Consider the following 21,924-nt stretch of genomic DNA (forward strand, 5'->3'; position numbering starts at 1 on the left):
GAACTATAGATTTTGCATAAAAAAGAAGTTTTTACAATGGAATACTATGATTCAGTGGAATAAAAAATTCAATCTTATATCTAAAATATCTTTCGGGTTTCAGAGTAGCGCTGCCTATTCTGTTTGACATCCGCTATGTCATAAAATACCATGAAGGTAATTATAGAAAAGATAAAAACAGATGTTACGTTTTAAGAATATAGAATAGTAAGTGTCTCGCCAAGAGATAGGCTGATCAAACATAAGCAGGGATAAATAGTGTTTGTACCAATTCTGTTGAAGGTCGTTTTTTTACGTTTCTAAAGGCTCCAGTGAGGCAACCATCAGTCCGATGAAAAAACGTTTGAAACCACAGATTTCTGGCAATGCAATTCATCAGATTATTTATATACTCTTTTTTATGCTTTTACCACTGAAAACAGTTTCGGCTGAAGTGTATCTTATGACGGTAAGGGCTTATGATAATTGCAAAAAATGCACGGGGAAAACTCCAAGGCATAAAGCCTATGGAATAACCAAAAGTGGAAAAGTAGCCTCGCACGGTACCGTTGCTGTGGACCCGAAGATGATAGCGCTTGGAACAAAGTTAAAAATAGAAGGGTTTGGGAACAAGGTTTTCAGGGCAGAAGACGTTGGCAAGGCGGTCAAAGGGAGACGAATAGAGATATGGATGGAATCGCACAAAAAGGCCTTGCGATTTGGCAAGAAAAGGTTACGCGTATTTGTCATGAAGTAGTAAAAATATGAAGTGTCTTGCCAGGAGGCAGGCCGCTGATTCTGCTTGGCACCAGCGATGTCATAAAATAACATGGCGACGATTATAGAATAAAGATATCAATAGGCGCTAAGAAAAAAATTTTCGCATTTTTCAGAAAAGAGGCACTCAAATGAATAAGAAACATCAAAAATTAATACCGTTAGTTATTGTTTTTTTTACTTTGATATCCTTAAGCAGGACGAATTTGTCATTATCGAAGGAAAAAATAGGACTTCGGCATGTAACTCCGGCCCCTGGTAAATTGAGTGAAGATGAACTTGCAACGATAAAGGTGTTCAAAACGGCCTCCTCTTCGGTTGTTTATATTACGAACAGACAAGTACGCAGGGATTTGTTTACCCTCGATATCTTTAAGATTCCACGAGGTTCGGGGTCCGGATTTGTCTGGGATGAAAAGGGCCATGTCGTAACAAACTTTCATGTGATTTATGAAGCGAACGAGGTGGACGTAACGTTGCATGACGGTTCCGTATGGACAGCTCGCCTTGTAGGTGCCGATCCTGACCATGAGGTCGCGGTATTAAAAATCGATGCCCCCCCATCAAAGTTAAAACCAGTAATGATTGGCAGTTCCTCGAATCTTGAGGTTGGGCAAAAAGTGCTGGCGCTCGGTAATCCGTTTGGATTGGATTTAACCCTGACAACGGGCATCATAAGCGCTTTGGGTCGGACCATTGAGTCAATGACCGGACGAACCATCTTTGACGTTATACAAACAGACGCTGCCATTAACCCAGGGAATTCTGGTGGACCTCTGCTTGATTCCTTTGGCCGAATCATCGGAATGAATACGTCAATTTTGAGCGCTAGTGGTACCAGCGCAGGTATTGGGTTCGCCATTCCTGTAGATACAATAAATCGGATAGCTTCTCAACTAATTGTAAAAGGTAGAGTAGAACGTCCCGGACTGGGAATTACCCTTATACCAAGAAATATTGCTGCACGTTTCGGAATACAAGGGGCGATTATCATGGAAGTTTTCCCCGGAAGTGCAGCTTATAAAGCTGGTTTACAGGGTACTATCTGGAGTAGAACCGGAAGTGTCATATTGGGCGATGTTATTGTTGAGATTGAAGGGGTAAAGCTTAATGAACCGGATGATTTGATTAGAGAAATATCCCGTTATGAGGTAGGTGACAAAATCAGAGTCAAGATTTTGCGTGGCGAAAACATTATCGAAAAGAATATTGTGCTTGAAGCTGTCGATGTTCAATGATTGCTTTAAATAGTGAATTAATGCCGCACTTGCTTCACGATTAATACTGACATGTAGCCCCTTCCGCTGCCCTTTAACGATACGACGTCACAAGTAAGATAGGCGTCTTTTTGCCCGATATAAGAGGCGAATAAGGCATTTCCAGAAAGCTTCATCTCTTCCAGTAATTGAATCACCTCGTCCAGCTTCTTGGCCACCTTCATCAGAATAACTGTATCAAATGCTTCTAAGATGGGACGCAATTCCGTAATGTCCTTTGGTACGGGAACCACTGCCAGCTGCTCGTCGCCCGTCAATAGTGGATAATTGGCCATACATGCAGCGGCATTATATGAGGTAATACCGGGTATTGTATGTATGACGTGTTCTGGCAGCATGGCGCTTAAATGACGCAGCAAATATATATAGGTACTGAATGTCATGGGATCACCCAAGGTTAGATAAGCTACATCGCATCCTTTTGCAACTTCGGCATGAACCTCTTCTGCGGCTTTAAGCCAGGCGGTATTGAGTATGGATTTGTCCTTTGTCATAGGGTAGACCTGTTCGGTTACCCTTTTCCCTCTTACATAATCCTTAACGATCTCTAATGCTAAACTATCTTCTTTCGTATCAGATTTCGGGACAAAGATACAATCTACCTTTTGAATGGTATGAATCGCCTGTAGTGTAAGGAGTTCGGGATCTCCGGGACCCAATCCAATGCCGTAGAAGTTACCAGGTTCCATTTTAATATTTTTTTATAATCACTACAGATGCGCCGTTTGTTTTTAAATGTGCCGCTGAGACTAAATCTGTCTCACGAACAGATTCTTCAGGAAGGGAAAGATTTTCGCACACGAACAGCTGTCTCTCCTGGATTCCGCTTTTTAATAACTGCCGGGCAATAACGGCAGGCGTATTTTCACGGTCCGTTAGAATTCCAACCTTCCCATGTTCTCTGACTTTTTTAATGAGTTGGGCATATTCGTCATTTCTTCCGTGCAAACTAACAAAACAGGCGTCATCCCAGCTTTCCCCAACGGCTGCAAAGGCTAGCTGTATGCTGCTAATTCCAGGAATAATTGTGCAAGATTCACGACCCAGCTTCTTTACAATCGTTTTTGCATAACTGAAGAAACACGGATCACCACTCACCAGAACCACAACCTGTTTTTTAGCACTCCAGTCGGCAACCTTTTTTACCAGGACACTATAATTCTTCTCTAAGATTATTTTTTCTGCATCTACACCGGGAAAAAGCTTTAATAAGCGTCGGCTTCCCACGAGGATATCTGCCTTTTTAATGTTGTAGAGGGCTTTCGGTGAAATATAAGCCTTTAATCCCGGTCCGCACCCTACGATAATGACCTTGTTTTTGTAAGATTCAACCATGATTGAGCACTATCGGAAATACCTATAATTGCACCTTTCATATCAAATAAAATTACGCCAACCTCTATTGTGGAGAACGGCTGTTTAGCCCGGTAAAATTCGAGTACCTTTGCTTCAACCCTCTCTGCAACTTCATCCATTATAAACATACATTGATAATCTCTTAATAATTCAACAATTCCTTCTACCGTTGAAACCTCTTTCAGCCGGTTAAATATTTCATTTGGTAGAGGGGAACTTTCAAAGGTAGTATTCCCTTGTAAGGTATTCTCGCTTTCATCGAGTTCACTTATAGGGGCCGGGTTTCTCACTTCGGGCTTCTGTCCCCTGCCCCCCGATTCCTGATCCCCATTTTGTACCTGCGGCTCTATAGTAGTACTTTGTAAAAACTTCTTTTTTTGGAAAGTTTTTACCTCCCCTGCATCCCCGCCTTGCGAAGGAGGGGAAAGAGGGGTGGTCAATTGGTTGTGACAATGCTGAATGATAATATCAATGAGAATATCATTTGCAGGTTTTGAGACGGCGCTGTGTGTATGAAAATCACCACGTAACAACTTTACCAATTTACCCGGATGCCCTGCGAGAATGATCTTCTTAAAGCGCCTTTCTCGGGCTGCGTCCAGCATAAAACCAACAAAATTGCTTATCTGAATGATCTGGTCTTTGGGGATGTTTACCAGATTTAATATGGCGCGCTCACCCAGACTGCCCGGCACCAGCGCTACCGTTTCGTATCCAATTCCCTTAGCAATATCAAGTCCGCACAGTAAAGAGGTCTTGTAGGCGTCTTCTGACATGGGTTTCACAATCCCTGTGGTTCCAATGATTGAAATCCCGCCAATGATGCCGAGCTTTGGATTAAATGTCTTCTCTCCTAAAACCTTTCCATTGGGTACTGAGATTATAACCTTTGCTCCTGCGCTATTACCAATAACTCCTCTGACCGCATTCTCAATCATGCTTCTCGGTACAGGGTTAATCGCCGCATGACCCACAGGTACCTGCAACCCTGGCTTTGTCACCCGACCCACGCCTTCACCACCATCAATTTCAATGGTTTCGCTAAAAGCCTGAACAACCCGTGCATACACCATACATCCGTTCGTCACATCCGGGTCATCTCCGGCATCTTTCTGTACAGCACAACATGCCGTATTGTCTGATAATTGCTTATCGAGTATTTTAAGCTTAATTTTAATACCTGCCGGGGTATCGATTTCTACTTCATCAGGAATGTTCCCCTTAAATAACCCGATTGCAGCCGCCTTGGCCGCAGCAGTGGCGCAACTTCCCGTTGTGTAGCCAAATTGTAAAGGCATAAATAATTTTTTAAAAATTTATTTAGATCCTAAATTCTTAAAGTCATAAATACACATTAACGGTAAAAATATCTTATCAGTATTTATGACAGAAAAAAAGAAATAAATAATGAAATGCCTTATCGTGACAAGCGGGGACGTTTGTCCTATTAATTATGATGGATGGTGGATTTGATATTATCATGGTAAATCCGAAAATTTTTTTGGTAGTAGGCCAATCGTTCCCGGTTGACATATGATTGTTCCTTTCTCTTTTCTCCTCACGTATCCCTTCCTGTTATTTTCCTCGTTGTTCTTTGGCCAACGTTATAATAGCGTTTACAATCGACACTGCCACGGCGCTTCCACCCTTCCGGTTGGTGTTGGTTATGTAAGGTATGGGAATATCCTTTAACGCATGTTTTGCCTCGACTGCCCCTACAAAGCCCACAGGAATACCAACTACCAGGGCGGGTTGTGCTAATCCTTTTTTTATCAGGTCAATAAGCTCAAATAAGGCAGTGGGGGCATTTCCAATAGCCACAATACCGTCTTTCATCTCATCGATGGAATGTTGCATAGCCACGATGGCGCGGGTCTTACCCAAGCGTTTAGCCTCGTCAGTAATGGATCTGTCCGAAATCTTACAAACGATTTTGCCCCCAAATTTTTCAACAGGGCTCTTACTGATTCCAGACTTCACCATATTTACATCCGTAACAATGTTTTTACCACTTCTTAATGAGTGAATGCCCGCTTCAACTGCCCTGGGATGGAAAACCAAATTATATGCATATTCTGTATCACCCGTAGCATGGATAGCGCGTTGGATAATTGGTCTGTGCAGTTCGGGTACTGACTCCAAATCGACCAGGTTATTTATAATTTCAAAACTTTCGTCAACGATCGCTTGCGGTTGTTCGATACGCTGCCTGCTCCCATACTGTTTTTCTATCAACACTTCATGAATACGGTCAGCCGCAATGAGGGCAATTCGCTCATCAGCGCCAATATTGTTAGAATAGATAAACTCGACGTGAGGATATTTCTTCTTCTCGATTTCCAGCATTTCCGGGATGTCTTTATAGACGTGATTCCCTTTAAATAACAAGAGGGGCATTACTACAATACGATTCGCTCCACTTTCCACGGTTTTTTTTACAACTTCAGGGAATCCTGGCTCTGCCAATTGCAGAAAGGCGGCTTCTACGATATCCCATCGGTTCATCGCGCGGAGCATCTCTGTCACCTTAAATAATCCGTCGTTGCCGCTACTCAATTTACTGCCATGCGAAATTAATATTACACCGGTCTTCATACTTTCCCTTCTGTTATTAGACAGGATTTACAGGATATTTTGATTTCATTTATCTAACCTATTTTATACAACTAGTCCCATTTTTCACAATTTTAAGACTTTTCTCTTAAATTCCAGTTTTTCTTTGCCGAAATTTAAAAGTATACCAACTTCTTTATTAACGGCTTTGAGATAATTAACCAATTGTACTTCATGAATTTTATTCAGATTCTCTATAATCTTCTCTGTTAAGTCTCCGTAAAGCATTTACTATTTGATAATCTTACAAAATTACTTGTTTTAATTCTCAGTATTATCTTGTCTATCCTGTCAATCCTGTCTAAATGAAAATACTAAAAATCCGTGTTCATCAGCGTCCACAATGAAATAATAATTACGCAGCCACATGTTTCTGAATACGGTCAAAATGAGATGCAATAAGATCGATAATTTCTTCAGAACTATTGCAGGTTACAAGACGTGGGCGCAATTCCGTTGCGTTAGGCATGCCCATAATATACTTGATTGCATGTTTACGGAAAAGGATAATACCGGTATCACTTCCATAGTATTCCAGCATATGCGATAAGTGTCGCCGGATAATTTCTATCTTATCGAAATGTGCAATCTGATCCCTGTCCTTACGTTGAAAAATCCAGGGGTGACCTATTGCGGCCCGTCCAATCATCACCCCATCGCATCCTGTATTCTTTTTCATTCGTTCGATATCAGCCACACACTTTACATCTCCATTTCCAATTACCGGGATCTTTACAGTCTGCCTGATTTCAGCAATTGCATCCCAATTAGCCCTGCCGTTAAAGAATTGCGATCTCGTTCGGCCGTGAACGGCTATAAGAGAGGCGCCGTTGTCTTCAAGAATCCTGACGACCTCCAGGTAATTATGTGATTTGTCATCCCATCCCAGTCGAATTTTACCTGTTACGGGGACCCGGAGAGTCTTTGAGAGTTTATGAAAAATGCGACCGATCTTGGCAGGATTTTTCAGGAGTCCCGCTCCGGCACCTTTGCCGGCTATATCCGATACAGAACAACCCATATTAACATCAATGATGTCTGGTCCCAGCGTCTCTATTGTTTGACAGGCCTCGGCGATCCTGTCTTCGTCATTACCTAGAATCTGAAAGATGACAGGTCTCTCTCCTGGCCTGAAATCAAGGAGTTTGAAGGTCTTTTTGTTTTTCCAGAGTATCCCCTCCATGGAAATTACTTCTGTGTAACTCATTGCCATACCAAATTCCCGGCAGATAAGCCGAAACGGAATATCTGAAAAACCGGCCATAGGGGAGAGAATCAAGTCCCCATATATGGGAATATTTCCTACAGAGAAACTGGGATTCATCAACGCACCTTACGTTTGTAAAAAGAGTATCAATACTAACGCTTACTGAAGTATTTTTAATAAATCATTATAACATAGAGATGATAAATATCATTTATTTTTTTTGTAACTATTTGGCCAAACGAAGTAATCACGAAAAAAATTCTGAAACACATATAGAATGACAAACCAAAGTGGATTCTTTCTTTTTCACGGTCAACATATTCTGGGAAGTTGGTCACCTACGAGCATATCAATAATCCTCGTTCCCCCAATCACAGTTTTTAAACACACCTTGCCATGTGAATCTCCAACGACCTCTCCAATAATTTCAGCATCTTTGCCCAGATCGTCTTCCCTGAGTATATCACGTATCCTAACAGCATCATCGGCTGAGGCAACAATTACCACCTTTCCTTCATTGGCAATATAGAGGGGGTCGTATCCCAGTATCTCGCATAACGCCCTTACGCTATCGTTCATAGGAATGCTTTGTTCTTCGATTACGATACCGTATTTTTGTGGATTTACTATTTCATTCAGCGTGGTTGCAAGACCTCCCCGTGTGGGGTCTCTCATGAATTTTATATTTGCACCTGAAGCGATTAGCTTGCAAATCATGCTGGATAGGGGGGCGCAATCGCTTTGAATCAAGGGATTAAAACCCAGAGATTCTCTCTCGGAAAGGACTGCTAACCCGTGGTCTCCGATCGTACCGCTCATGATTATCTTATCGCCTATTGTAATGGATGATGGGGAAAGATTTGCCCTGTCATCGACAATCCCTATCCCGCAGGTATTAATATAGAGATTATCAGCACTGCCTTTCTCAACAACCTTTGTATCACCGGTTACAATATCAACACCAGCTCCTGTTGCTGTTTCCTTCATAGAACGTACGACCTTCTCAAGCAGCGACATCTCAAGGCCTTCTTCTATAATAAACCCTGCCGAAAGGAACGTCGGTCTTGCCCCCACAACGGCTAGGTCATTAATAGTACCGCTAACCGCAAGTTTTCCAATGTCCCCGCCGGGGAAAAATAGTGGCTTAACAACATAAGAGTCTGTCGTGAAAGCCAATTTCATGCCGTTTAATTGTAAAAGTGCGGAGTCACTTAACTGAGAAAGGGCTACGTTATTGAAGTTTGGTAAAAAGAGTTGCTTGATAAGCTCATGAGTTAATTTCCCACCGCTGCCATGTGCAAGTGTTATCTTAGTATTTTTCATTTTTAGCAAAAATTATGAATAAAATTAACCCTGTCAGGGTTTTAAGCCCTGACAGGGTTGACTCACGAATTTCGTGCATCGGATTTTGCCTTTATCGCCTTATTCGGGTTACGTTTCACCATATTTGTACCATGCGGCACATGTTCCTTCATTTGAAACCATACATGCACCTACTGGATGCTCAGGATTACAAACCTTCTTGAAAAGTTTGCATTCGGATGGCATTTTTATACCTCTCAAGATATCACCACAGATACAGCCATTTATTTCGGATTTCGGATTTCGGATTTCTGGATTAATCCGAAATCCGAAATCCGAAATCCGAAATACCGAGAGGGCATCATACGTTGCGTAAACACCTCTTAATTTAAGGCCACTTTTCGGAATAAGCCCAAGTCCGCGCCATTCAACATCGCAGGGCTCAAAAACCCTTTCTAATAAAGAAAGTGCCTTCTGATTCCCGTCCTCTCTTGCTACCCGTGAATATTGAATTTTGACACTTGCCTCCTTCTTTACAATTTGCTCAATGAGCATGTATATTCCAAGCAATATGTCTAATGGTTCAAAACCTGCGATTACACAAGGAATATGAAATTCCTGCGCTATAAACTCATATGGTCTCGATCCGATAATGGTGCTTACGTGTGCCGGACATAAAAATCCATCGAGATCCAAATCTCTATCTTTTAGAAGTGCCTGCATAACTGGTGGCATTACCTTATGTGCTGTAAGAACAAAATAGTTTTTTAATCTTCTCCGCTCCGCTTCAATAATCGATGCTGCAATGGTTGGCGCAGTGGTCTCAAAGCCTATAGCCAGGAATACGATTTGTTTATCCGGATGCTTCTCCGCCAGACGTAAAGCATCAAGGGTAGAATAAACCACTGCAACTGCTGCCCCTTTAGCTCTTTCCTTTTCAAGGCTCGAAGAAGACCCGGGGACCTTCATCATATCCCCAAATGTGGTTACCAGTACTTCCTTTTCTGAAACAGAACGTGAATTTGTTTTCTGTACCATTGCTATGGCAGTGTCTATATAACTCGTAGAAGTAACACAAACGGGACACCCGGGCCCGGAGAGTAATCGCAGATTTTTGGGGAGCAGATTTTTAAGTCCATACCGGTATATTGACATGGTATGGCTGCCGCATACCTCCATAACGGTAATCCTGTCGTGACCTTCCACAAGGGAAGCAATTTTTTTGGATATGCCCGCTGCAACAGTCCCGTTACGAAACTCATCAATGTATTTCATAGAAATATCAATGTTTGTATCGATACAAAAATAACCCTCACCCAGACCCTTCCCCAAGAAAGGTGAGGGTATTTTCCCTCCCTTAACGAGGGGGATAGGGGGTGATATAGTATAATGTTCTTTTGTGAGCCATTTATTGATTTTACTTTTAATCTCAGCCGATTCAAGGCAATTTCATATTGTTTATTCTAGTGTATTTTTGTATAGTTTTATTGCGCGTGTTAATATCAGCAGTGAAGATCATGTATGCTGAGCACTGAAATAATAGACACGGTGGAATACGGTTATAAAATTTGTAACTTGCTGATTTTCATAGATTTCTTAGTGTACTCTGGGGGTAGTTTTTAAAAATACTCAGGACGGGGGGAGATATGAGCAAAAATTTATATGCAATTGTAGACGGGGAGGTACATCCATTCAATTGTTACAAGATTTACACCGAACTAGACACCGTCGTTGCGTATGCCAACACGGAAGAACATGCAATGGAGTTGGCAACTATGTATGAGCACGGAGAGATTGAGCCAGGCGCTTTTCATTGCAACAAATGCGGTGGGACGCATATGGTATTGCAGGAAAGTGGAGAATAATTTACCACTGGGAAATACGGTGAGAACAACAATAAACATAGAAGATGAATTGCTTGATAAGGCAGCGAAGTTGACCGGTAGTAAAGAAAAGACGTCTCTGGTCAGGCTCAGCCTCGTAGCTCTTATCACTGGGGAAAGTGCCAGGAGACTTACGAAACTGGGGGGAACTGAAAAGAAATTAGAGATAATATCCCGTAGAAGAGCGGCAGGCACATACGATGGTTCATGTTGACACTTATTCACTTCTCAAGAATGGCTTGAAAGAGAGAGTAAAGGATTTGTCTCCAGCCTATTTCGCAATGGTCATGGCTACAGGTATTATTTCCCTTGCAGCCCACTTGCTAGGGATGCCATTTATCGCTTTTGCCCTGTTCTGGCTGAATATCATCGTTTATTTGGTCTTATGGTTCTTAAATGTGCTGCGAGTCATTTGGTTCAGAAGCCTGTTCTTCAGCGATATGGTCGACCATAAACGGGGTCCGGGTTTCTTCACGTCCATTGCCGGATCCTGCGTTCTCGGTAGCCAGTTTGTGTTGATCTCAGGGAACTACCGGGTAGCAATATTTTTATGGATTCTGGGAATCGTCCTTTGGATAGCTTTGACCTACACCATTTTTACCGCATTTACCATTAAGGAGAATAAGCCACTTCTGGACGAGGGCATTACCGGTGCGTGGCTGCTTGCTGTCGTTTCCACCCAGTCGATCTCTGTCCTGAGCGCCCTCATAGCATCACACTGGGAACAACCGTATAAGCTTGAGGTAAATTTCTTTGCCCTGTCCATGTGGTTGTGGGGCGGCATGCTTTACATCTGGATGATTTCCCTTATTTTCTACCGTTACACGTTCTTCAGGTTTTCTCCCGGTGACCTGACGCCACCTTACTGGATCAACATGGGCGCAATGGCCATCTCCACGCTTGCCGGTTCTCTGTTGATTATCAACTCTCCTGACGCTCCATTCCTTCGGTCGCTGCTCCCCTTCCTGAAGGGTTTCACGGTATTTTTTTGGGCGACCGGGACGTGGTGGATCCCCATGCTTTTTATTCTGGCTGCGTGGAGGTATGTCTACAAGCGATTCCCATTGAAGTACGATCCCTTATATTGGGGAGCGATCTTTCCTCTGGGCATGTATACCGCTTGTACATTCCAGATGGCTCAGGCGATGGAACTGGAATTTCTGCACGTGATTCCGCGCTACTTTGTGTATATCGCATTGTCGGCCTGGCTGGCCGCCTTCGCCGGACTGGTTTACTTACTTGTGGGTCGCCTGATCGCTTTCATACATAAGCACAACTGATTAAAAGAAAGCCAAAAGGGGTCACTTATACGCCGCCCACGGTGGTTTTGCCGAAAATGAGGCAAAACAATGCAATAATGATAACAATTCAACCTTCTTAAAGAGTGGCAACAATTAGATATGCAAAGTGACAAGACCCCGCCAGATGTCAGAAAATTGGAAATGTTAGAAAAGGAAATTGAAAATTTAATAGGTTACCGCAATAGATAATAATGGCCAGGAAGAAAAAGAAGAAATCCTTGCTTCCGGGCCACAAGCGTATGAAAAGGGAGTGAAGACTTCAAGCTGCGAGACATTGGCTTCCCAAATACGAAGGGAGAATATTTTAAAAGGCTATAAGAACCATTTTGGGGTGGATTGACTCTGTGCTATAACAGAACGACAAATGTTGGACGTTAAACTCGATCCTTCTTATGTTGCAAAAATAAAACAGTCCGTGGAGAATCAAATCAAATCAAATCAAAGCAAGGCAGAATAGGAAGCAGGAACAATTTGTGCATAAACATTGCGAAAATTCAGATGAGACATTTGCTTATATCGCGGGTTGTACTCCTGCCGTCTTCCCATACGGTATCACATGGGAAGAAGTGAATGAAGAAGCGCTGTATTTGGACAACATAGACGGCCTATTAGAGAGATTGGAAGACAATGAAGACCGTTGTCAAACTTAGCGCAGGCATTGAAGCAATGGATTTCCAGTGATTTGAAAGACGACGCAGATCTGAAAAGATCGTATCCTTCTTGTATTTTTAAGGATTATATACGAATTTTTCCTCCAGATATTTTGGGTTAAATTGATAATCATTTCCCCTCTGTATCTCAAACACCCTTTTCGCATGGTTCATAAATTGTTCATCCTCGTCTCGCAGGTTATCAATTAATTCCTGAGCACTGCCGGTTAACCATTTTGAGCATACCTGCAAGTCGGCTAATCCCTTCTTACGCAAAACGACTGCAGTTTCATACTCCTTTACATATGCTTCATCTGGTATTTTCAGAAATTCCGATATTGCAAAACCAGAATGTGCTATTCCTGCCCTGAAGTGTGCCGTAGCCAACTGAGCATCTTTTGCCATCTCTGAATATGGCATACCCTCAAGAATAGTTAATAGTTCATCTGCCTTTTCATCTATCGATTTACACAAGGATGCAAGGTTTAGATTAAAATAAAGACGTGCAACATTATTTCTATTCTCAAGGTCTTGAATGTATCTTTCATTTCCAGAGGAAATAGAACCCTGTACTGTGCTAAAGGCTAATCCACAAAGAGTTTCAACTCCGATCATGGATGGTGTTATCATCTTTAATATTGTCTGGTTAGGTGCTGTAGAGTCCGTTATCCGATGCAAAACCAAACCACCGATAATCGTTACTATCAAAGTTATTACTACAAAACTGCTATTCACCTTTTTTCCTATTGTCAACCACATACATTTTCTCCTTTTTTCCGGAGTTTTTGCTACAAGAAAAATCTTGTTTAGTTTAACGACATTAATTATACATGTTAAGATATTCTCAAGTATTCCCATGTATTCTAGAATATTCAATAGCTGTCTAAAGTATTCAATATAGGCTTAAGCTTAAGTATTATCGGAAGATTTGGAAAAATATTTAGATCTGGACTGTTGACAATATCTTAAACAACAGATTTAATACGAAGGTTTAAATGGGAGCATTCCCGATTTTTTGTAACTGTTCATGGGGGCAGGACGACACAACTCTGACAGGGTTCTAAACCCTGTCAGGGTTAACACTCTGCAACATTTCACCAAAACCAGCAGAAATCACAAAAAATCGGGAACGCTCCCAGTTTAAATTTGAATGAAAATCAACTATAGAATGTTTACTGTCCGGAGGCGATCATTTTTAATATGCAGAAAGGAGAAGAAACATGCCTTGTCGTATGACAGTTTTATTATGTTTGCTGGGTTTGTTCATTACGGAAATAGCCTAAGGTTTTGCGCACGAAGAAAAAATCCATCAAATCAAGGGGAATACATCTACGAGTGAGCTATTAAAAACACCGCTTGAACATCATGGTATAAAAAGAAATCTTGGATTTCTAAATTTTTTTGAGGGGTGGCTTACACCCGGCAGACGTGTGAAGAAACCGAATTCAAGGCGCCGAGAGTGCCACTTTTGCGCATTACGCCGGCATTCTTCAAAAGGGAAGTTCGCTTTAACTATATTTATATAGATGACGAACATCATGGTGAAGCGGATGTCAATGAGTTTGCATTTGCCTTAGAATTGCCTCTTACTCTTCGTTTCAAGGTTGATGTTGAGCCAAAGGTACTGCATGTCAATACCGTTGAAGATACCGATAATGTAGGATTTGGTGATACCAGGATTGCTCTGAGAGCCATGCTTGTTGAGAATGATAGGGTATCGTTATCTACAGGTTCCTTAATCAATATTCCCACCGGTGATGAGGATCGTGAGTTGGGTGATGGAATAACAACTCTCGGTCAACAACTTGCCTCCTGGATAGACCTGGGACATCTCATAAGTCTCCATACCTTTTTGGGTGTGGATGTTCCCACAAGTGGAAACAACAAAGAAGATGCCGATATGGATTTTCTTTACGGCGCAGCGGTATCAAAAACTTTTACCATACACAAAAATCCTGTTTTGCATGGTATTACGCCTTTTATTGAATTAAACGGGCATAAGGGGTTTGGATTGGATGAAGAAGAACAATATTTCGTCGATCTCCTGCCGGGGGCTTCGATGGGATCTTTGCCAGGAACTTTGTGTGCTTGCAGGGTATGAATTACCCTTAAATGGTTCAGAAGAGTTTAATAAGCGCGCGTGGTTCAGCATTATAAAAGATTTTTAGTTTTTTTCTCCTTTTTTAAAAAGACAAGTTTTTGCTTTCCCTTTGTCCCCTCCTTGCGAAGGAGGGGAGTAGGGTGGTCAATTTGGCTACGATTGCGCGTGACAGAGATATTTGAATTGTTAGTTAAAGAAGTGAATCCAACCTACCTGTATTACATCCAGCCACATTCCTCAAAACTTCACATACCCCTTTCCCTCAAGATAATTTAATACTATCCTCGTTGATTCCTCAACGGTCATCTTTGAGGTGTCGATCATCAACTCAGGATGCAAAGGCTCTTCATACGGTGCTGATATGCCGGTAAATTCCTTGACTTCGCCTGCGCGTGCCTTTTTGTAAAGCCCTTTTGTATCACGCTGTTCACAGACCTCAAGGGGACATTTTACATAAATCTCTACAAATTCCCCATCTTTCAGGAGTTTCCTGACATTGTCCCTGTCCTGTCTGTATGGCGATATAAAGGCCGTTATGGTTATCATATTTGCATCCGTAAACAGCTTTGCCACCTCGCCAATGCGCCGAATATTTTCCGTACGGTCTTCGGGTGAGAAACCAAGATTTTTATTGAGACCGTGACGAATATTGTCACCATCAAGTATATACGCCAGATGTTTATTTTCAAGGAGGGCATGCTCAAGCTCAACCGCAATTGTTGACTTTCCCGAACCTGACAGGCCTGTGAGCCAGATGGTTACCCCTTTTTGTTTCATGAGTTTGATTCTATCGTCTTTGGTAATTTTGCCATGATGCCATTTGATATTGGTAGCCTTTTGCACTGTCATGTCATCTCCTTTTATAAGTATTAATGCGTCAAATAAAAACTTCTAAAACTCTATAATTTTGACTATCACAACTATGCTTCAAAACAGGTCTTTTATATTATTTTTAAAGTTTTGAATATTATATGAACTTGTCTGAAAATGCAAACTATTTTCCTGCTTTATACAAAGGATATGGCAATACAGGTTTCTAAGGTATTTAAACATGCGGCATATCTCAGTAAAAAAATCATTATTGCAAAAAACTTTCAAGCAATGCGATCGTTTCAGCCGCCTCTTTTTCATCTAACTTTTGAATAGCATAACCTGCATGGACGATCACATAATCACCAACCTTTACATCTTCTAAAAGCTGAAGCCCGATCTCCTTTTTCAGGCTGCCAAGTTCGACCACACCGGTGATGCCATTATTTTTAATAAGTTTCATGGGAACTGCTAAGCACATGTCTTACACCTTTCGCTGGCAATAACTGCCTGTCCTAATGAGATACCCCCATCGTTGCATGGGATTTTTTGATGGAAATATACCTTGAAACCGTTTGAACAGAGTTCACGGATAAGCCGGCTGGAAAGGAAATTGTTTTGGAACACTCCACCCGACAGAACGACGTCGTTTAAACCCAGGCAGCCACGGAGTATTGTGCACACCTGAAGTGCCGTATTTACTATAGTATTGTGAAATTTCGCAGAAATTACCGAATTTGCAGTCTTAGATTTCAGATCATTTACTATATGTTCAATAATTTGCCACCATTGAACGATGTGCAAGGGCATGCTGAAGCGTGCCCCTTCAATGACATCAATATAAAACGGGTAGCTTCCAGTCTCATATTCATCCGCAATTAATTCGAGTTTTATTGCAGCTTGACCTTCGTAGTTAACGGAATGCTGCAAGCCAAGTATTGAAGCCACACTATCAAAGAGCCTCCCCATGCTTGATGTTAACGGTGAATTAATACGGTGTGACAGCATCTTAAAAAGTATTGCTAAGTTTTTCTTTGCTTGCGCAGCAAACTGGAGAGGAGGAAGGAGGGAGGACTGTGAGATAGCATCACCATAAATTTGATAAAGATACGAAAGAGCCATACGCCATGGTTCTTTGATTGCTTGTTCTCCGCCGGGCATGGGCACATAATCAAGGTAACCAACCCTTTCGTAACCTGAAAGATCCGCAATGAGAAATTCCCCTCCCCACAAGTTGCCATCGTCTCCGTATCCTAATCCGTCAAATGCCACACCAATAACCTTATGGCTAATGCCATTCTCAGCCATACCGCTTACAATATGGGCATGGTGGTGTTGAATTCCTATTTTTAAAATATTGTCGCTCTGAGTAAGGGCATATTTGGTGGAAAGGTATTCCGGATGAAGGTCGTATGCAATTATCTCCGGCTCTATGGAAAAAAGATCTTTGTAATGTTCGATACTTAACTCATAAGAGTGTAAGCTTTCTGTATTTTCGAGGTCTCCTATATGATGACTTATAAAAGCATGGTTTCCATGTGCCAGGCAGAATGTATTCTTCAGAAATGCCCCGCAGGCAAGGATAGGTCTTGTAATAGTGTATTGCAGTCTTAGTGGAAATGGTGCATAACCTCTCGATCTGCGGATGATCGTTTCTTTATCTTCGTTTACTCTTACAACCGAATCGTCACATCTTATAAAGATTTCACGATCATGCATGAGGAAATAGTCTGCAATACCTTTGAGCCTTGCGAAGGCACTTGAGTCATTATAAACGATTGGCTCATCGCGCATGTTTCCACTTGTCATCACGAGGGGAAGTCCTGATTCATTTAGTAACAGATAGTGAAGGGGGGTGTAAGGCAGCATTACACCAAGATATTTATGCTCAGGGGCAACTTCTGGGGAAAGCGCACAACGGCCCGTTTTTCTCAGCAGCACGATAGGTTTTTGTGCCGATAATAAGAGAGTCTCTTCCTTGCCATTCATGTGGCAAAACTGCCTTATAGTCCCGATGTTTTCCATCATTACGGCAAATGGTTTGTCATTTCTGTTCTTTCTTTTCCTCAGCAGAGAAACAGCCATGCTATTCATTGCGTCACAGACCAGATGGTATCCCCCAATCCCTTTCACAGCAACAATCTTTCCCTCTTTCAGAAGGGTGCAAACAGTAGAAAGGGGGTCGAGTGTATGCACTTTCAAGCCTTTGCTACTGTATAATGTTAGCTGAGGACCACAAACAGGGCAGGCATTGGGCTGGGCATGGAACCTTCTATTTTGGGGATCATAATACTCCTTCCTACAATCCGGGCACATAGTAAAACTTGACATCGTTGTATTGGCCCTGTCATAAGGGGTATTTTTTATAATAGTAAAACGGGGGCCGCAATTGGTACAGTTAATGAAGGGGTAACGATAACGCCGTTCTGTCGGGTCGTGCATTTCATTGAAACAATCCTGACAGATCGAAATATCGGCAGAAACTATCGTAGTATCGCCTTCTTTTATAGCACTTTCTTCGATGACAAATTCTTTGTAACCTTTTGGAGGAAATGACCTATAGCGGATGTCTTCAATAATAACGTGGGGAGGTGGTGATTTCATAAGGTGGTCAAGAAATTCTTTTATAGATTCATTACGGCCTTCGACATCTATGAAAACACCGTTTGTGTCATTTTGTACAAAACCAGCTAATGAAAACTTTGTAGCGAGATTATAGATAAAAGGACGAAACCCTACCCCTTGAACAAGACCTCTGACAGAAATTTGTATTCTTTCCAGCATGGGAACTTCCTTTACTACCAGTAAATTTTGATTCTGGTCAATAATAAAGAAATGTCTTACCTACTTACGAGTCTTAAGTATAAGCATTTGTATCCTGTGAGACAATTAATTTATTGATAATTCGTGACTTAATGAAAGCCTTGAACTATGTATTGACACCGGCAGGTATATTGGATTGGCTGATGATGAAGATGATTTCAATTGAACTGACGGACAAACAGCAAAAGGCTATTGATATCGTTTTGAAAAGAGCAGAGTTATTGGGGGAAACTGTGGGAATCGAACCCCTCGTAATAAAGTATAAATATTAGTCGTATAGACACTTATAAAACGCACTTTTAATTAGGGGCACATTGGTGACGGTTTTTTGAGGGGGGCAAAAGTCGTAGGTGCTTGACATACAAGGAGGTAAAAAATGGAGACGAGGGGAATCGAACCCCCGACCTTCTCGTTGCGAACGAGACGCTCTCCCGGACTGAGCTACGTCCCCATATAGTTATAAATATTTGACAGTACAGGTTACCATAGAGAATGCTGAAAATGCAGAGATTGAAATTGAGAGTTTGTGTGGTTGAGAAGATGCAAAACACAATTATTATCCTTACATCTTCCATGCCGTTTCTTTGTGTTCTTTTGCGCTCTCTGCGGCGATTTGAATCAATATTATATATTACAAATTCCAAATTGCAAAGCAATTCTTTGCGTGAAAGTTCAGCTAAATTACGGCTACATGGTTATGGTTTTGATGCCAGTTTCATGCATCGCCCTCGTGGGATAATATTTACTGTTAAAATTACCTTTGGGGTTGACATACCTAAAGACCTCTGCTAATCTAATTCACACATATGATTTATTTTTCACTAGCTATCGGTCTTATTCTTGTCATTTTCCTCAGTTTTGCAACTTGTGGACTATGGACGAAATATACCAATAACAAGATGGTTAAAGGATTTCTTTTCCCTGGTACAATCGTACATGAACTCAGCCATGCGTTGTTGTGTCTTATCACGGGAACAACTATTAAAGAACTGAATTTGTTTACATCCAATAATACGGGGATTAAATACGACAAGCCAAAGGTCCCTTTTCTCTTCGACTTCATGATTGCTTCAGCGCCAATTTTTGGTTGTGCGTTTTTTATCTTTTTTATATCAAAGATACTCTCCAACCCTATCCAGATCAATAGCACATTTCCCCAGGAAATTCAGTTTACGTTCGAGGGGTTTTTCGACCTGATACGACATTTGCTTGATACCGTATGGGTCACATTTAATACCTTTAAGGATCACCTCCATATAAAAAATATACGCCACATCTTCTTCGTATTGACTATTATTATTTTTGCGGTTTCTATGGCACCTCACAAACAGGATATCAAACATCTTGTCCTTGGAGTTGGTATTCTTTCATTGACTTTCTTCTTCCTTGAAAAAGTTGGTATACGTTTATTAAAATACAAAGAATGGGATTTTTTTATAAAGGAATTATGGGGGATTACCACCCTTTCGATCTCTGTACTTGCAACCCTGCTTTTTATTACTTTAACGATAATGGGTTTTATCAAAGGATACAGGTTAACATTTGGGCACAAAGGTTCGAGTAAATAATCCGGAAATAATTTATTTTGGCAGTTTTTTTACAGCAATAGGCCACGTGTACATTGCAAAAAACGCAAGAGGGGTTTGCCGGATTTCATTCCCCCACACCAGTGAGGAAGATTTTCCACGTCCATATTTGAAAGGCACATTGGTAAAAATCCAGAAAAACGATTCACTTCTGAAAGCCGAAATAGATATATTAAAAAGATATTTTGAAGGTAAACGGGTAAACTTCGATTTTCCTTTAGACTTAAGTGAAGGTACTGCATTTCAACAAAAGGTGTGGAGAAAATTACGAGAAATACCTTATGGAGAACGTCGGTCATATAAGTGGGTTGCAGAACAGATTGGACATCCCCTTGCCGCGAGGGCGGTGGGTCTGGCAAATAATAAAAACCCTTTTCCCCCAGTTGTTCCCTGCCACAGAGTTGTCGGTTCTGATGGTTCATTAACTGGGTATGCCTTCGGGATACACATCAAAAAATATTTGTTAGAAATGGAATGTAAGGCAGTTTGTGACAGTGGTTTTTGCATACTGTGAACGTTCAGCAATCAGGGTTGAAATGAATTGCCGGGGGCGAAGACTATTAGCTTTACGGCTTGTCCACAGAAATACCGGGATAGTGTTCTTTTAGGGGGTCTTTATCCCGTATTACATGCTTTTGTTTTTGGATGTCTGCCCGTAAATATTTTGGTAGATTAAATAGTGCATGATGTGTAATACTATCGTAAAAACGAAGCCCGCCGATAATCCTTGAATTGACCCTTGCATCAATTTCTTCACCCGTGATATCAAGATTAGATGGGTTATATGTTGCCATGGAAAATCCCCACTGGAGTGCGTAAGAAGGGATATATGTAACATAGGGGAATACATGTGGAAACACCTTGCTTAATGTATTGCAAATGCTAGTAAATGCATCGTTCTCTGAAACAGAGGCTGCACCCGACTGTATGATGAGTATTCCATCCTCTTTAAGCCTTTCTGCAACAATCTGATAAAATTCCAGGGTAAAAAGCATATATGATGGCCCACCCTCTAACGGGTCATTTACGTCTACAATGATCACATCAAACCTATCCTGTATCCGTTCCAGATATTTTCTGCCGTCTTCAATGACGAGTTCCACACGGTTGTCATCAAATGAGCCAGCGTGAAATGAGGAAAGAAACTTTTTGGAACAATGTATCATTTCCTTATCAATATCAACCATTACGGCTTTTATTACCGTTTGATAGCGAAGCGTCTCTCGCAACGTTGCCCCTTCGCCACCCCCCAGAATAAGTACGTTTTCTGCGCCCGGATGTAAAACAAGAGAAGGGTGTACCAGTGCTTCATGGTAGATAAATTCATCAGTTTCCGCCGATTGAAACTCATTATCAAGGATGAGACATCTTCCGAAATTATAGGTATCGACTATGATAATTTTTTGGATCTCTGACTGAACCTGGCATACAACATCCTTGAAGGCATGTTTGTGCAATTCGTAACTGTTAAAATAATCATCTATCCAATTTACCGGAGCCTTTTCCATACGATTTCTCACCGTTCCTATAAACAGATTGGAGAACAAGAATCCAAGATATTTACATTCATTTCCATCGTTTTGCCATCTTGTATCTTCCTGGACGAGAGATTTCCTCTTTTCAATTCTAACAGGGAGGTTTCTTTTGCATGAAATGCCTGTATTATAAAAGCAGCGGCATTTTGTGGGTTGATGATGTTGCCACCACAAATGAAGACGTCTGCTGCGGCATACGCATGTTCAGGCCATGTATGAACTGAAATATGAGACTCTGCAAGAATTGCGACTCCCGTAACACCGTAGGGGCTAAATCGATGACACACGACATCTACCAATGTTGCCTTTATGGACTTTGTAGCTTTTGTGAGAATTTCTTTTACAACATCAACGTTGTCAATGATATCGTGACAACATCCCCACATCTCCAAAATGATGTGTCTACCTAATGCATCCATTATGTTGCCCCTCCCCAGCTGTGTAATAGAAGTAAACACACAACTTTCAGTTTTATTTTGATGTGTATTTTTGAATGTATGTTTTTTTACTTTTGATTTAATTTTTGGTCAAAAACATCGTTTTAGAAATGGCTAAAGATGAATAGCCATAAACATGCGTTTGATTCTAGAATGAATGATGAAACTTGTCAAGAATGAATAATGGAAACAACAGAGAAATATTTTGACAATTAAAATTCCATCTTGTATAGTCCTAATCCATGAGACATGCAATAAAGCAGAATACATCCCAAATTTTCCTTCAT

Annotated in this window: 23 protein-coding genes and 1 tRNA gene; 9 read left to right on the forward strand and 15 right to left on the reverse strand. The window is 41.3% G+C overall.

Annotation, left to right across the window (positions count from 1 at the left end; genetic code table 11):
• Nucleotides 1-331 precede the first annotated feature (331 nt).
• Both E3K36_03455 and E3K36_03460 read left to right on the forward strand, forming a co-directional pair.
• Complete coding sequence (locus E3K36_03455) at nucleotides 332-736, forward strand: hypothetical protein (protein ID MCF6154310.1); 405 nt, start codon at nucleotides 332-334, stop codon at nucleotides 734-736.
• Nucleotides 737-887: 151 nt separating this feature from the next.
• A complete protein-coding gene (locus E3K36_03460; protein ID MCF6154311.1) occupies nucleotides 888-1,994 on the forward strand; it encodes a PDZ domain-containing protein in 1,107 nt (368 codons plus the stop codon).
• Between the two features lie 17 nt (nucleotides 1,995-2,011).
• Here the strand turns inward: E3K36_03460 and cobI are convergent, their stop codons facing one another.
• From cobI to hypD, 8 genes are all read right to left on the reverse strand, one after another.
• Entirely contained in the window at nucleotides 2,012-2,722 is a 711-nt protein-coding gene (gene cobI / locus E3K36_03465; protein MCF6154312.1) for a precorrin-2 C(20)-methyltransferase, read from the reverse strand.
• A gap of 1 nt (nucleotide 2,723) precedes the next feature.
• Nucleotides 2,724-3,368: a precorrin-6y C5,15-methyltransferase (decarboxylating) subunit CbiE gene (gene cbiE, locus E3K36_03470; protein MCF6154313.1), complete on the reverse strand. Its 645-nt coding sequence runs from the start codon at nucleotides 3,366-3,368 to the stop codon at nucleotides 2,724-2,726.
• Nucleotides 3,332-4,687: a cobalamin biosynthesis protein CbiD gene (gene cbiD, locus E3K36_03475; GenBank protein ID MCF6154314.1), complete on the reverse strand. Its 1,356-nt coding sequence runs from the start codon at nucleotides 4,685-4,687 to the stop codon at nucleotides 3,332-3,334. The genes cbiE and cbiD overlap by 37 nt, the downstream gene beginning before the upstream one ends.
• A gap of 277 nt (nucleotides 4,688-4,964) precedes the next feature.
• Nucleotides 4,965-5,735: a precorrin-8X methylmutase gene (locus tag E3K36_03480; protein ID MCF6154315.1), complete on the reverse strand. Its 771-nt coding sequence runs from the start codon at nucleotides 5,733-5,735 to the stop codon at nucleotides 4,965-4,967.
• 333 nt (nucleotides 5,736-6,068) lie between these two features.
• Entirely contained in the window at nucleotides 6,069-6,230 is a 162-nt protein-coding gene (locus tag E3K36_03485) for a GxxExxY protein (GenBank protein MCF6154316.1), read from the reverse strand.
• 127 nt (nucleotides 6,231-6,357) lie between these two features.
• Complete coding sequence (dusB, locus tag E3K36_03490) at nucleotides 6,358-7,326, reverse strand: tRNA dihydrouridine synthase DusB (GenBank protein MCF6154317.1); 969 nt, start codon at nucleotides 7,324-7,326, stop codon at nucleotides 6,358-6,360.
• Between the two features lie 195 nt (nucleotides 7,327-7,521).
• Nucleotides 7,522-8,532 carry a hydrogenase expression/formation protein HypE gene (gene hypE, locus E3K36_03495; GenBank protein MCF6154318.1) on the reverse strand — a complete coding sequence of 337 codons (1,011 nt, stop codon included), beginning with the start codon at nucleotides 8,530-8,532 and terminating at the stop codon, nucleotides 7,522-7,524.
• A gap of 108 nt (nucleotides 8,533-8,640) precedes the next feature.
• Nucleotides 8,641-9,786, reverse strand: coding sequence for a hydrogenase formation protein HypD (hypD, locus tag E3K36_03500; protein MCF6154319.1), 1,146 nt, complete (start codon nucleotides 9,784-9,786; stop codon nucleotides 8,641-8,643).
• 371 nt (nucleotides 9,787-10,157) lie between these two features.
• Between hypD and E3K36_03505 the strand changes: the two genes are divergently transcribed.
• The 3 genes from E3K36_03505 to E3K36_03515 are packed head-to-tail and all read left to right on the forward strand — an operon-like array spanning nucleotide 10,158 to nucleotide 11,674.
• Nucleotides 10,158-10,376: a hypothetical protein gene (locus tag E3K36_03505; GenBank protein MCF6154320.1), complete on the forward strand. Its 219-nt coding sequence runs from the start codon at nucleotides 10,158-10,160 to the stop codon at nucleotides 10,374-10,376.
• Nucleotides 10,377-10,395: 19 nt separating this feature from the next.
• Nucleotides 10,396-10,608 (forward strand): type II toxin-antitoxin system VapB family antitoxin, encoded by a 213-nt coding sequence (locus E3K36_03510; protein MCF6154321.1) that lies wholly within the window; start codon nucleotides 10,396-10,398, stop codon nucleotides 10,606-10,608.
• A complete protein-coding gene (locus E3K36_03515; GenBank protein MCF6154322.1) occupies nucleotides 10,595-11,674 on the forward strand; it encodes a C4-dicarboxylate ABC transporter in 1,080 nt (359 codons plus the stop codon). The genes E3K36_03510 and E3K36_03515 overlap by 14 nt, the downstream gene beginning before the upstream one ends.
• A gap of 749 nt (nucleotides 11,675-12,423) precedes the next feature.
• On the opposite strand, the gene E3K36_03520 is transcribed toward E3K36_03515, so the two are convergent.
• Entirely contained in the window at nucleotides 12,424-13,104 is a 681-nt protein-coding gene (locus E3K36_03520) for a hypothetical protein (GenBank protein MCF6154323.1), read from the reverse strand.
• Nucleotides 13,105-13,753: 649 nt separating this feature from the next.
• On the opposite strand from E3K36_03520, the gene E3K36_03525 reads away from it, so the two are divergent.
• A complete protein-coding gene (locus E3K36_03525) occupies nucleotides 13,754-14,446 on the forward strand; it encodes a hypothetical protein (GenBank protein MCF6154324.1) in 693 nt (230 codons plus the stop codon).
• A gap of 237 nt (nucleotides 14,447-14,683) precedes the next feature.
• Here E3K36_03525 and cysC read toward each other — a convergent pair whose 3' ends face one another.
• From cysC to hypF, 3 genes are all read right to left on the reverse strand, one after another.
• Nucleotides 14,684-15,295 carry an adenylyl-sulfate kinase gene (gene cysC, locus E3K36_03530; protein ID MCF6154325.1) on the reverse strand — a complete coding sequence of 204 codons (612 nt, stop codon included), beginning with the start codon at nucleotides 15,293-15,295 and terminating at the stop codon, nucleotides 14,684-14,686.
• A 229-nt stretch (nucleotides 15,296-15,524) separates the two neighbouring features.
• Nucleotides 15,525-15,737: a HypC/HybG/HupF family hydrogenase formation chaperone gene (locus E3K36_03535; GenBank protein MCF6154326.1), complete on the reverse strand. Its 213-nt coding sequence runs from the start codon at nucleotides 15,735-15,737 to the stop codon at nucleotides 15,525-15,527.
• On the reverse strand, nucleotides 15,728-18,040 hold the full coding sequence (gene hypF, locus E3K36_03540) for a carbamoyltransferase HypF (GenBank protein ID MCF6154327.1): 2,313 nt from the start codon (nucleotides 18,038-18,040) through the stop codon (nucleotides 15,728-15,730). Before hypF ends, E3K36_03535 begins: the two co-directional genes overlap by 10 nt.
• A gap of 131 nt (nucleotides 18,041-18,171) precedes the next feature.
• Here hypF and E3K36_03545 point away from each other — a divergent pair, with 131 nt between their 5' ends.
• Entirely contained in the window at nucleotides 18,172-18,351 is a 180-nt protein-coding gene (locus E3K36_03545) for a hypothetical protein (protein ID MCF6154328.1), read from the forward strand.
• A 105-nt stretch (nucleotides 18,352-18,456) separates the two neighbouring features.
• Here E3K36_03545 and E3K36_03550 read toward each other — a convergent pair.
• Nucleotides 18,457-18,530 (reverse strand) — tRNA-Ala (locus E3K36_03550).
• A gap of 355 nt (nucleotides 18,531-18,885) precedes the next feature.
• On the opposite strand from E3K36_03550, the gene E3K36_03555 reads away from it, so the two are divergent.
• Together E3K36_03555 and E3K36_03560 are read left to right on the forward strand one after the other, a co-directional pair.
• Nucleotides 18,886-19,647, forward strand: coding sequence for a hypothetical protein (locus tag E3K36_03555; GenBank protein MCF6154329.1), 762 nt, complete (start codon nucleotides 18,886-18,888; stop codon nucleotides 19,645-19,647).
• Complete coding sequence (locus E3K36_03560) at nucleotides 19,622-20,179, forward strand: methylated-DNA--[protein]-cysteine S-methyltransferase (protein MCF6154330.1); 558 nt, start codon at nucleotides 19,622-19,624, stop codon at nucleotides 20,177-20,179. The genes E3K36_03555 and E3K36_03560 overlap by 26 nt, the downstream gene beginning before the upstream one ends.
• Nucleotides 20,180-20,231: 52 nt before the next feature.
• On the opposite strand, the gene speE is transcribed toward E3K36_03560, so the two are convergent.
• Together speE and speD are read right to left on the reverse strand one after the other, a co-directional pair.
• Nucleotides 20,232-21,173, reverse strand: a complete 942-nt coding sequence (gene speE / locus E3K36_03565; GenBank protein ID MCF6154331.1) for a polyamine aminopropyltransferase — start codon at nucleotides 21,171-21,173, stop codon at nucleotides 20,232-20,234.
• A 17-nt stretch (nucleotides 21,174-21,190) separates the two neighbouring features.
• On the reverse strand, nucleotides 21,191-21,619 hold the full coding sequence (speD, locus tag E3K36_03570) for an adenosylmethionine decarboxylase (GenBank protein ID MCF6154332.1): 429 nt from the start codon (nucleotides 21,617-21,619) through the stop codon (nucleotides 21,191-21,193).
• Nucleotides 21,620-21,924: the final 305 nt, after the last annotated feature.

The sequence above is a fragment of the Candidatus Brocadia sp. genome, from assembly GCA_021646415.1.
GTDB lineage: Bacteria > Planctomycetota > Brocadiia > Brocadiales > Brocadiaceae > Brocadia.

Excerpts from the sequence above, each read along its gene's own strand:
- E3K36_03555 (MCF6154329.1), top strand. The coding sequence starts at position 18,886 with ATGATTTATTTTTCACTAGCTATCGGTCTTATTCTTGTCATTTTCCTC.
- E3K36_03480 (MCF6154315.1), bottom strand. The coding sequence starts at position 5,735 with ATGCTGGAAATCGAGAAGAAGAAATATCCTCACGTCGAGTTTATCTAT.
- E3K36_03505 (MCF6154320.1), top strand. The coding sequence starts at position 10,158 with ATGAGCAAAAATTTATATGCAATTGTAGACGGGGAGGTACATCCATTC.
- E3K36_03535 (MCF6154326.1), bottom strand. The coding sequence starts at position 15,737 with ATGTGCTTAGCAGTTCCCATGAAACTTATTAAAAATAATGGCATCACC.
- cbiE (MCF6154313.1), bottom strand. The coding sequence starts at position 3,368 with ATGGTTGAATCTTACAAAAACAAGGTCATTATCGTAGGGTGCGGACCG.
- E3K36_03545 (MCF6154328.1), top strand. The coding sequence starts at position 18,172 with ATGAAAGCCTTGAACTATGTATTGACACCGGCAGGTATATTGGATTGG.
- dusB (MCF6154317.1), bottom strand. The coding sequence starts at position 7,326 with ATGAATCCCAGTTTCTCTGTAGGAAATATTCCCATATATGGGGACTTG.
- E3K36_03515 (MCF6154322.1), top strand. The coding sequence starts at position 10,595 with ATGGTTCATGTTGACACTTATTCACTTCTCAAGAATGGCTTGAAAGAG.
- cobI (MCF6154312.1), bottom strand. The coding sequence starts at position 2,722 with ATGGAACCTGGTAACTTCTACGGCATTGGATTGGGTCCCGGAGATCCC.
- E3K36_03520 (MCF6154323.1), bottom strand. The coding sequence starts at position 13,104 with ATGTGGTTGACAATAGGAAAAAAGGTGAATAGCAGTTTTGTAGTAATA.
- cbiD (MCF6154314.1), bottom strand. The coding sequence starts at position 4,687 with ATGCCTTTACAATTTGGCTACACAACGGGAAGTTGCGCCACTGCTGCG.
- hypE (MCF6154318.1), bottom strand. The coding sequence starts at position 8,532 with ATGAAAAATACTAAGATAACACTTGCACATGGCAGCGGTGGGAAATTA.
- E3K36_03455 (MCF6154310.1), top strand. The coding sequence starts at position 332 with ATGAAAAAACGTTTGAAACCACAGATTTCTGGCAATGCAATTCATCAG.
- hypF (MCF6154327.1), bottom strand. The coding sequence starts at position 18,040 with ATGCTGGAAAGAATACAAATTTCTGTCAGAGGTCTTGTTCAAGGGGTA.
- hypD (MCF6154319.1), bottom strand. The coding sequence starts at position 9,786 with ATGAAATACATTGATGAGTTTCGTAACGGGACTGTTGCAGCGGGCATA.
- cysC (MCF6154325.1), bottom strand. The coding sequence starts at position 15,295 with ATGACAGTGCAAAAGGCTACCAATATCAAATGGCATCATGGCAAAATT.
- E3K36_03460 (MCF6154311.1), top strand. The coding sequence starts at position 888 with ATGAATAAGAAACATCAAAAATTAATACCGTTAGTTATTGTTTTTTTT.
- speD (MCF6154332.1), bottom strand. The coding sequence starts at position 21,619 with ATGGATGCATTAGGTAGACACATCATTTTGGAGATGTGGGGATGTTGT.
- speE (MCF6154331.1), bottom strand. The coding sequence starts at position 21,173 with ATGGAAAAGGCTCCGGTAAATTGGATAGATGATTATTTTAACAGTTAC.
- E3K36_03485 (MCF6154316.1), bottom strand. The coding sequence starts at position 6,230 with ATGCTTTACGGAGACTTAACAGAGAAGATTATAGAGAATCTGAATAAA.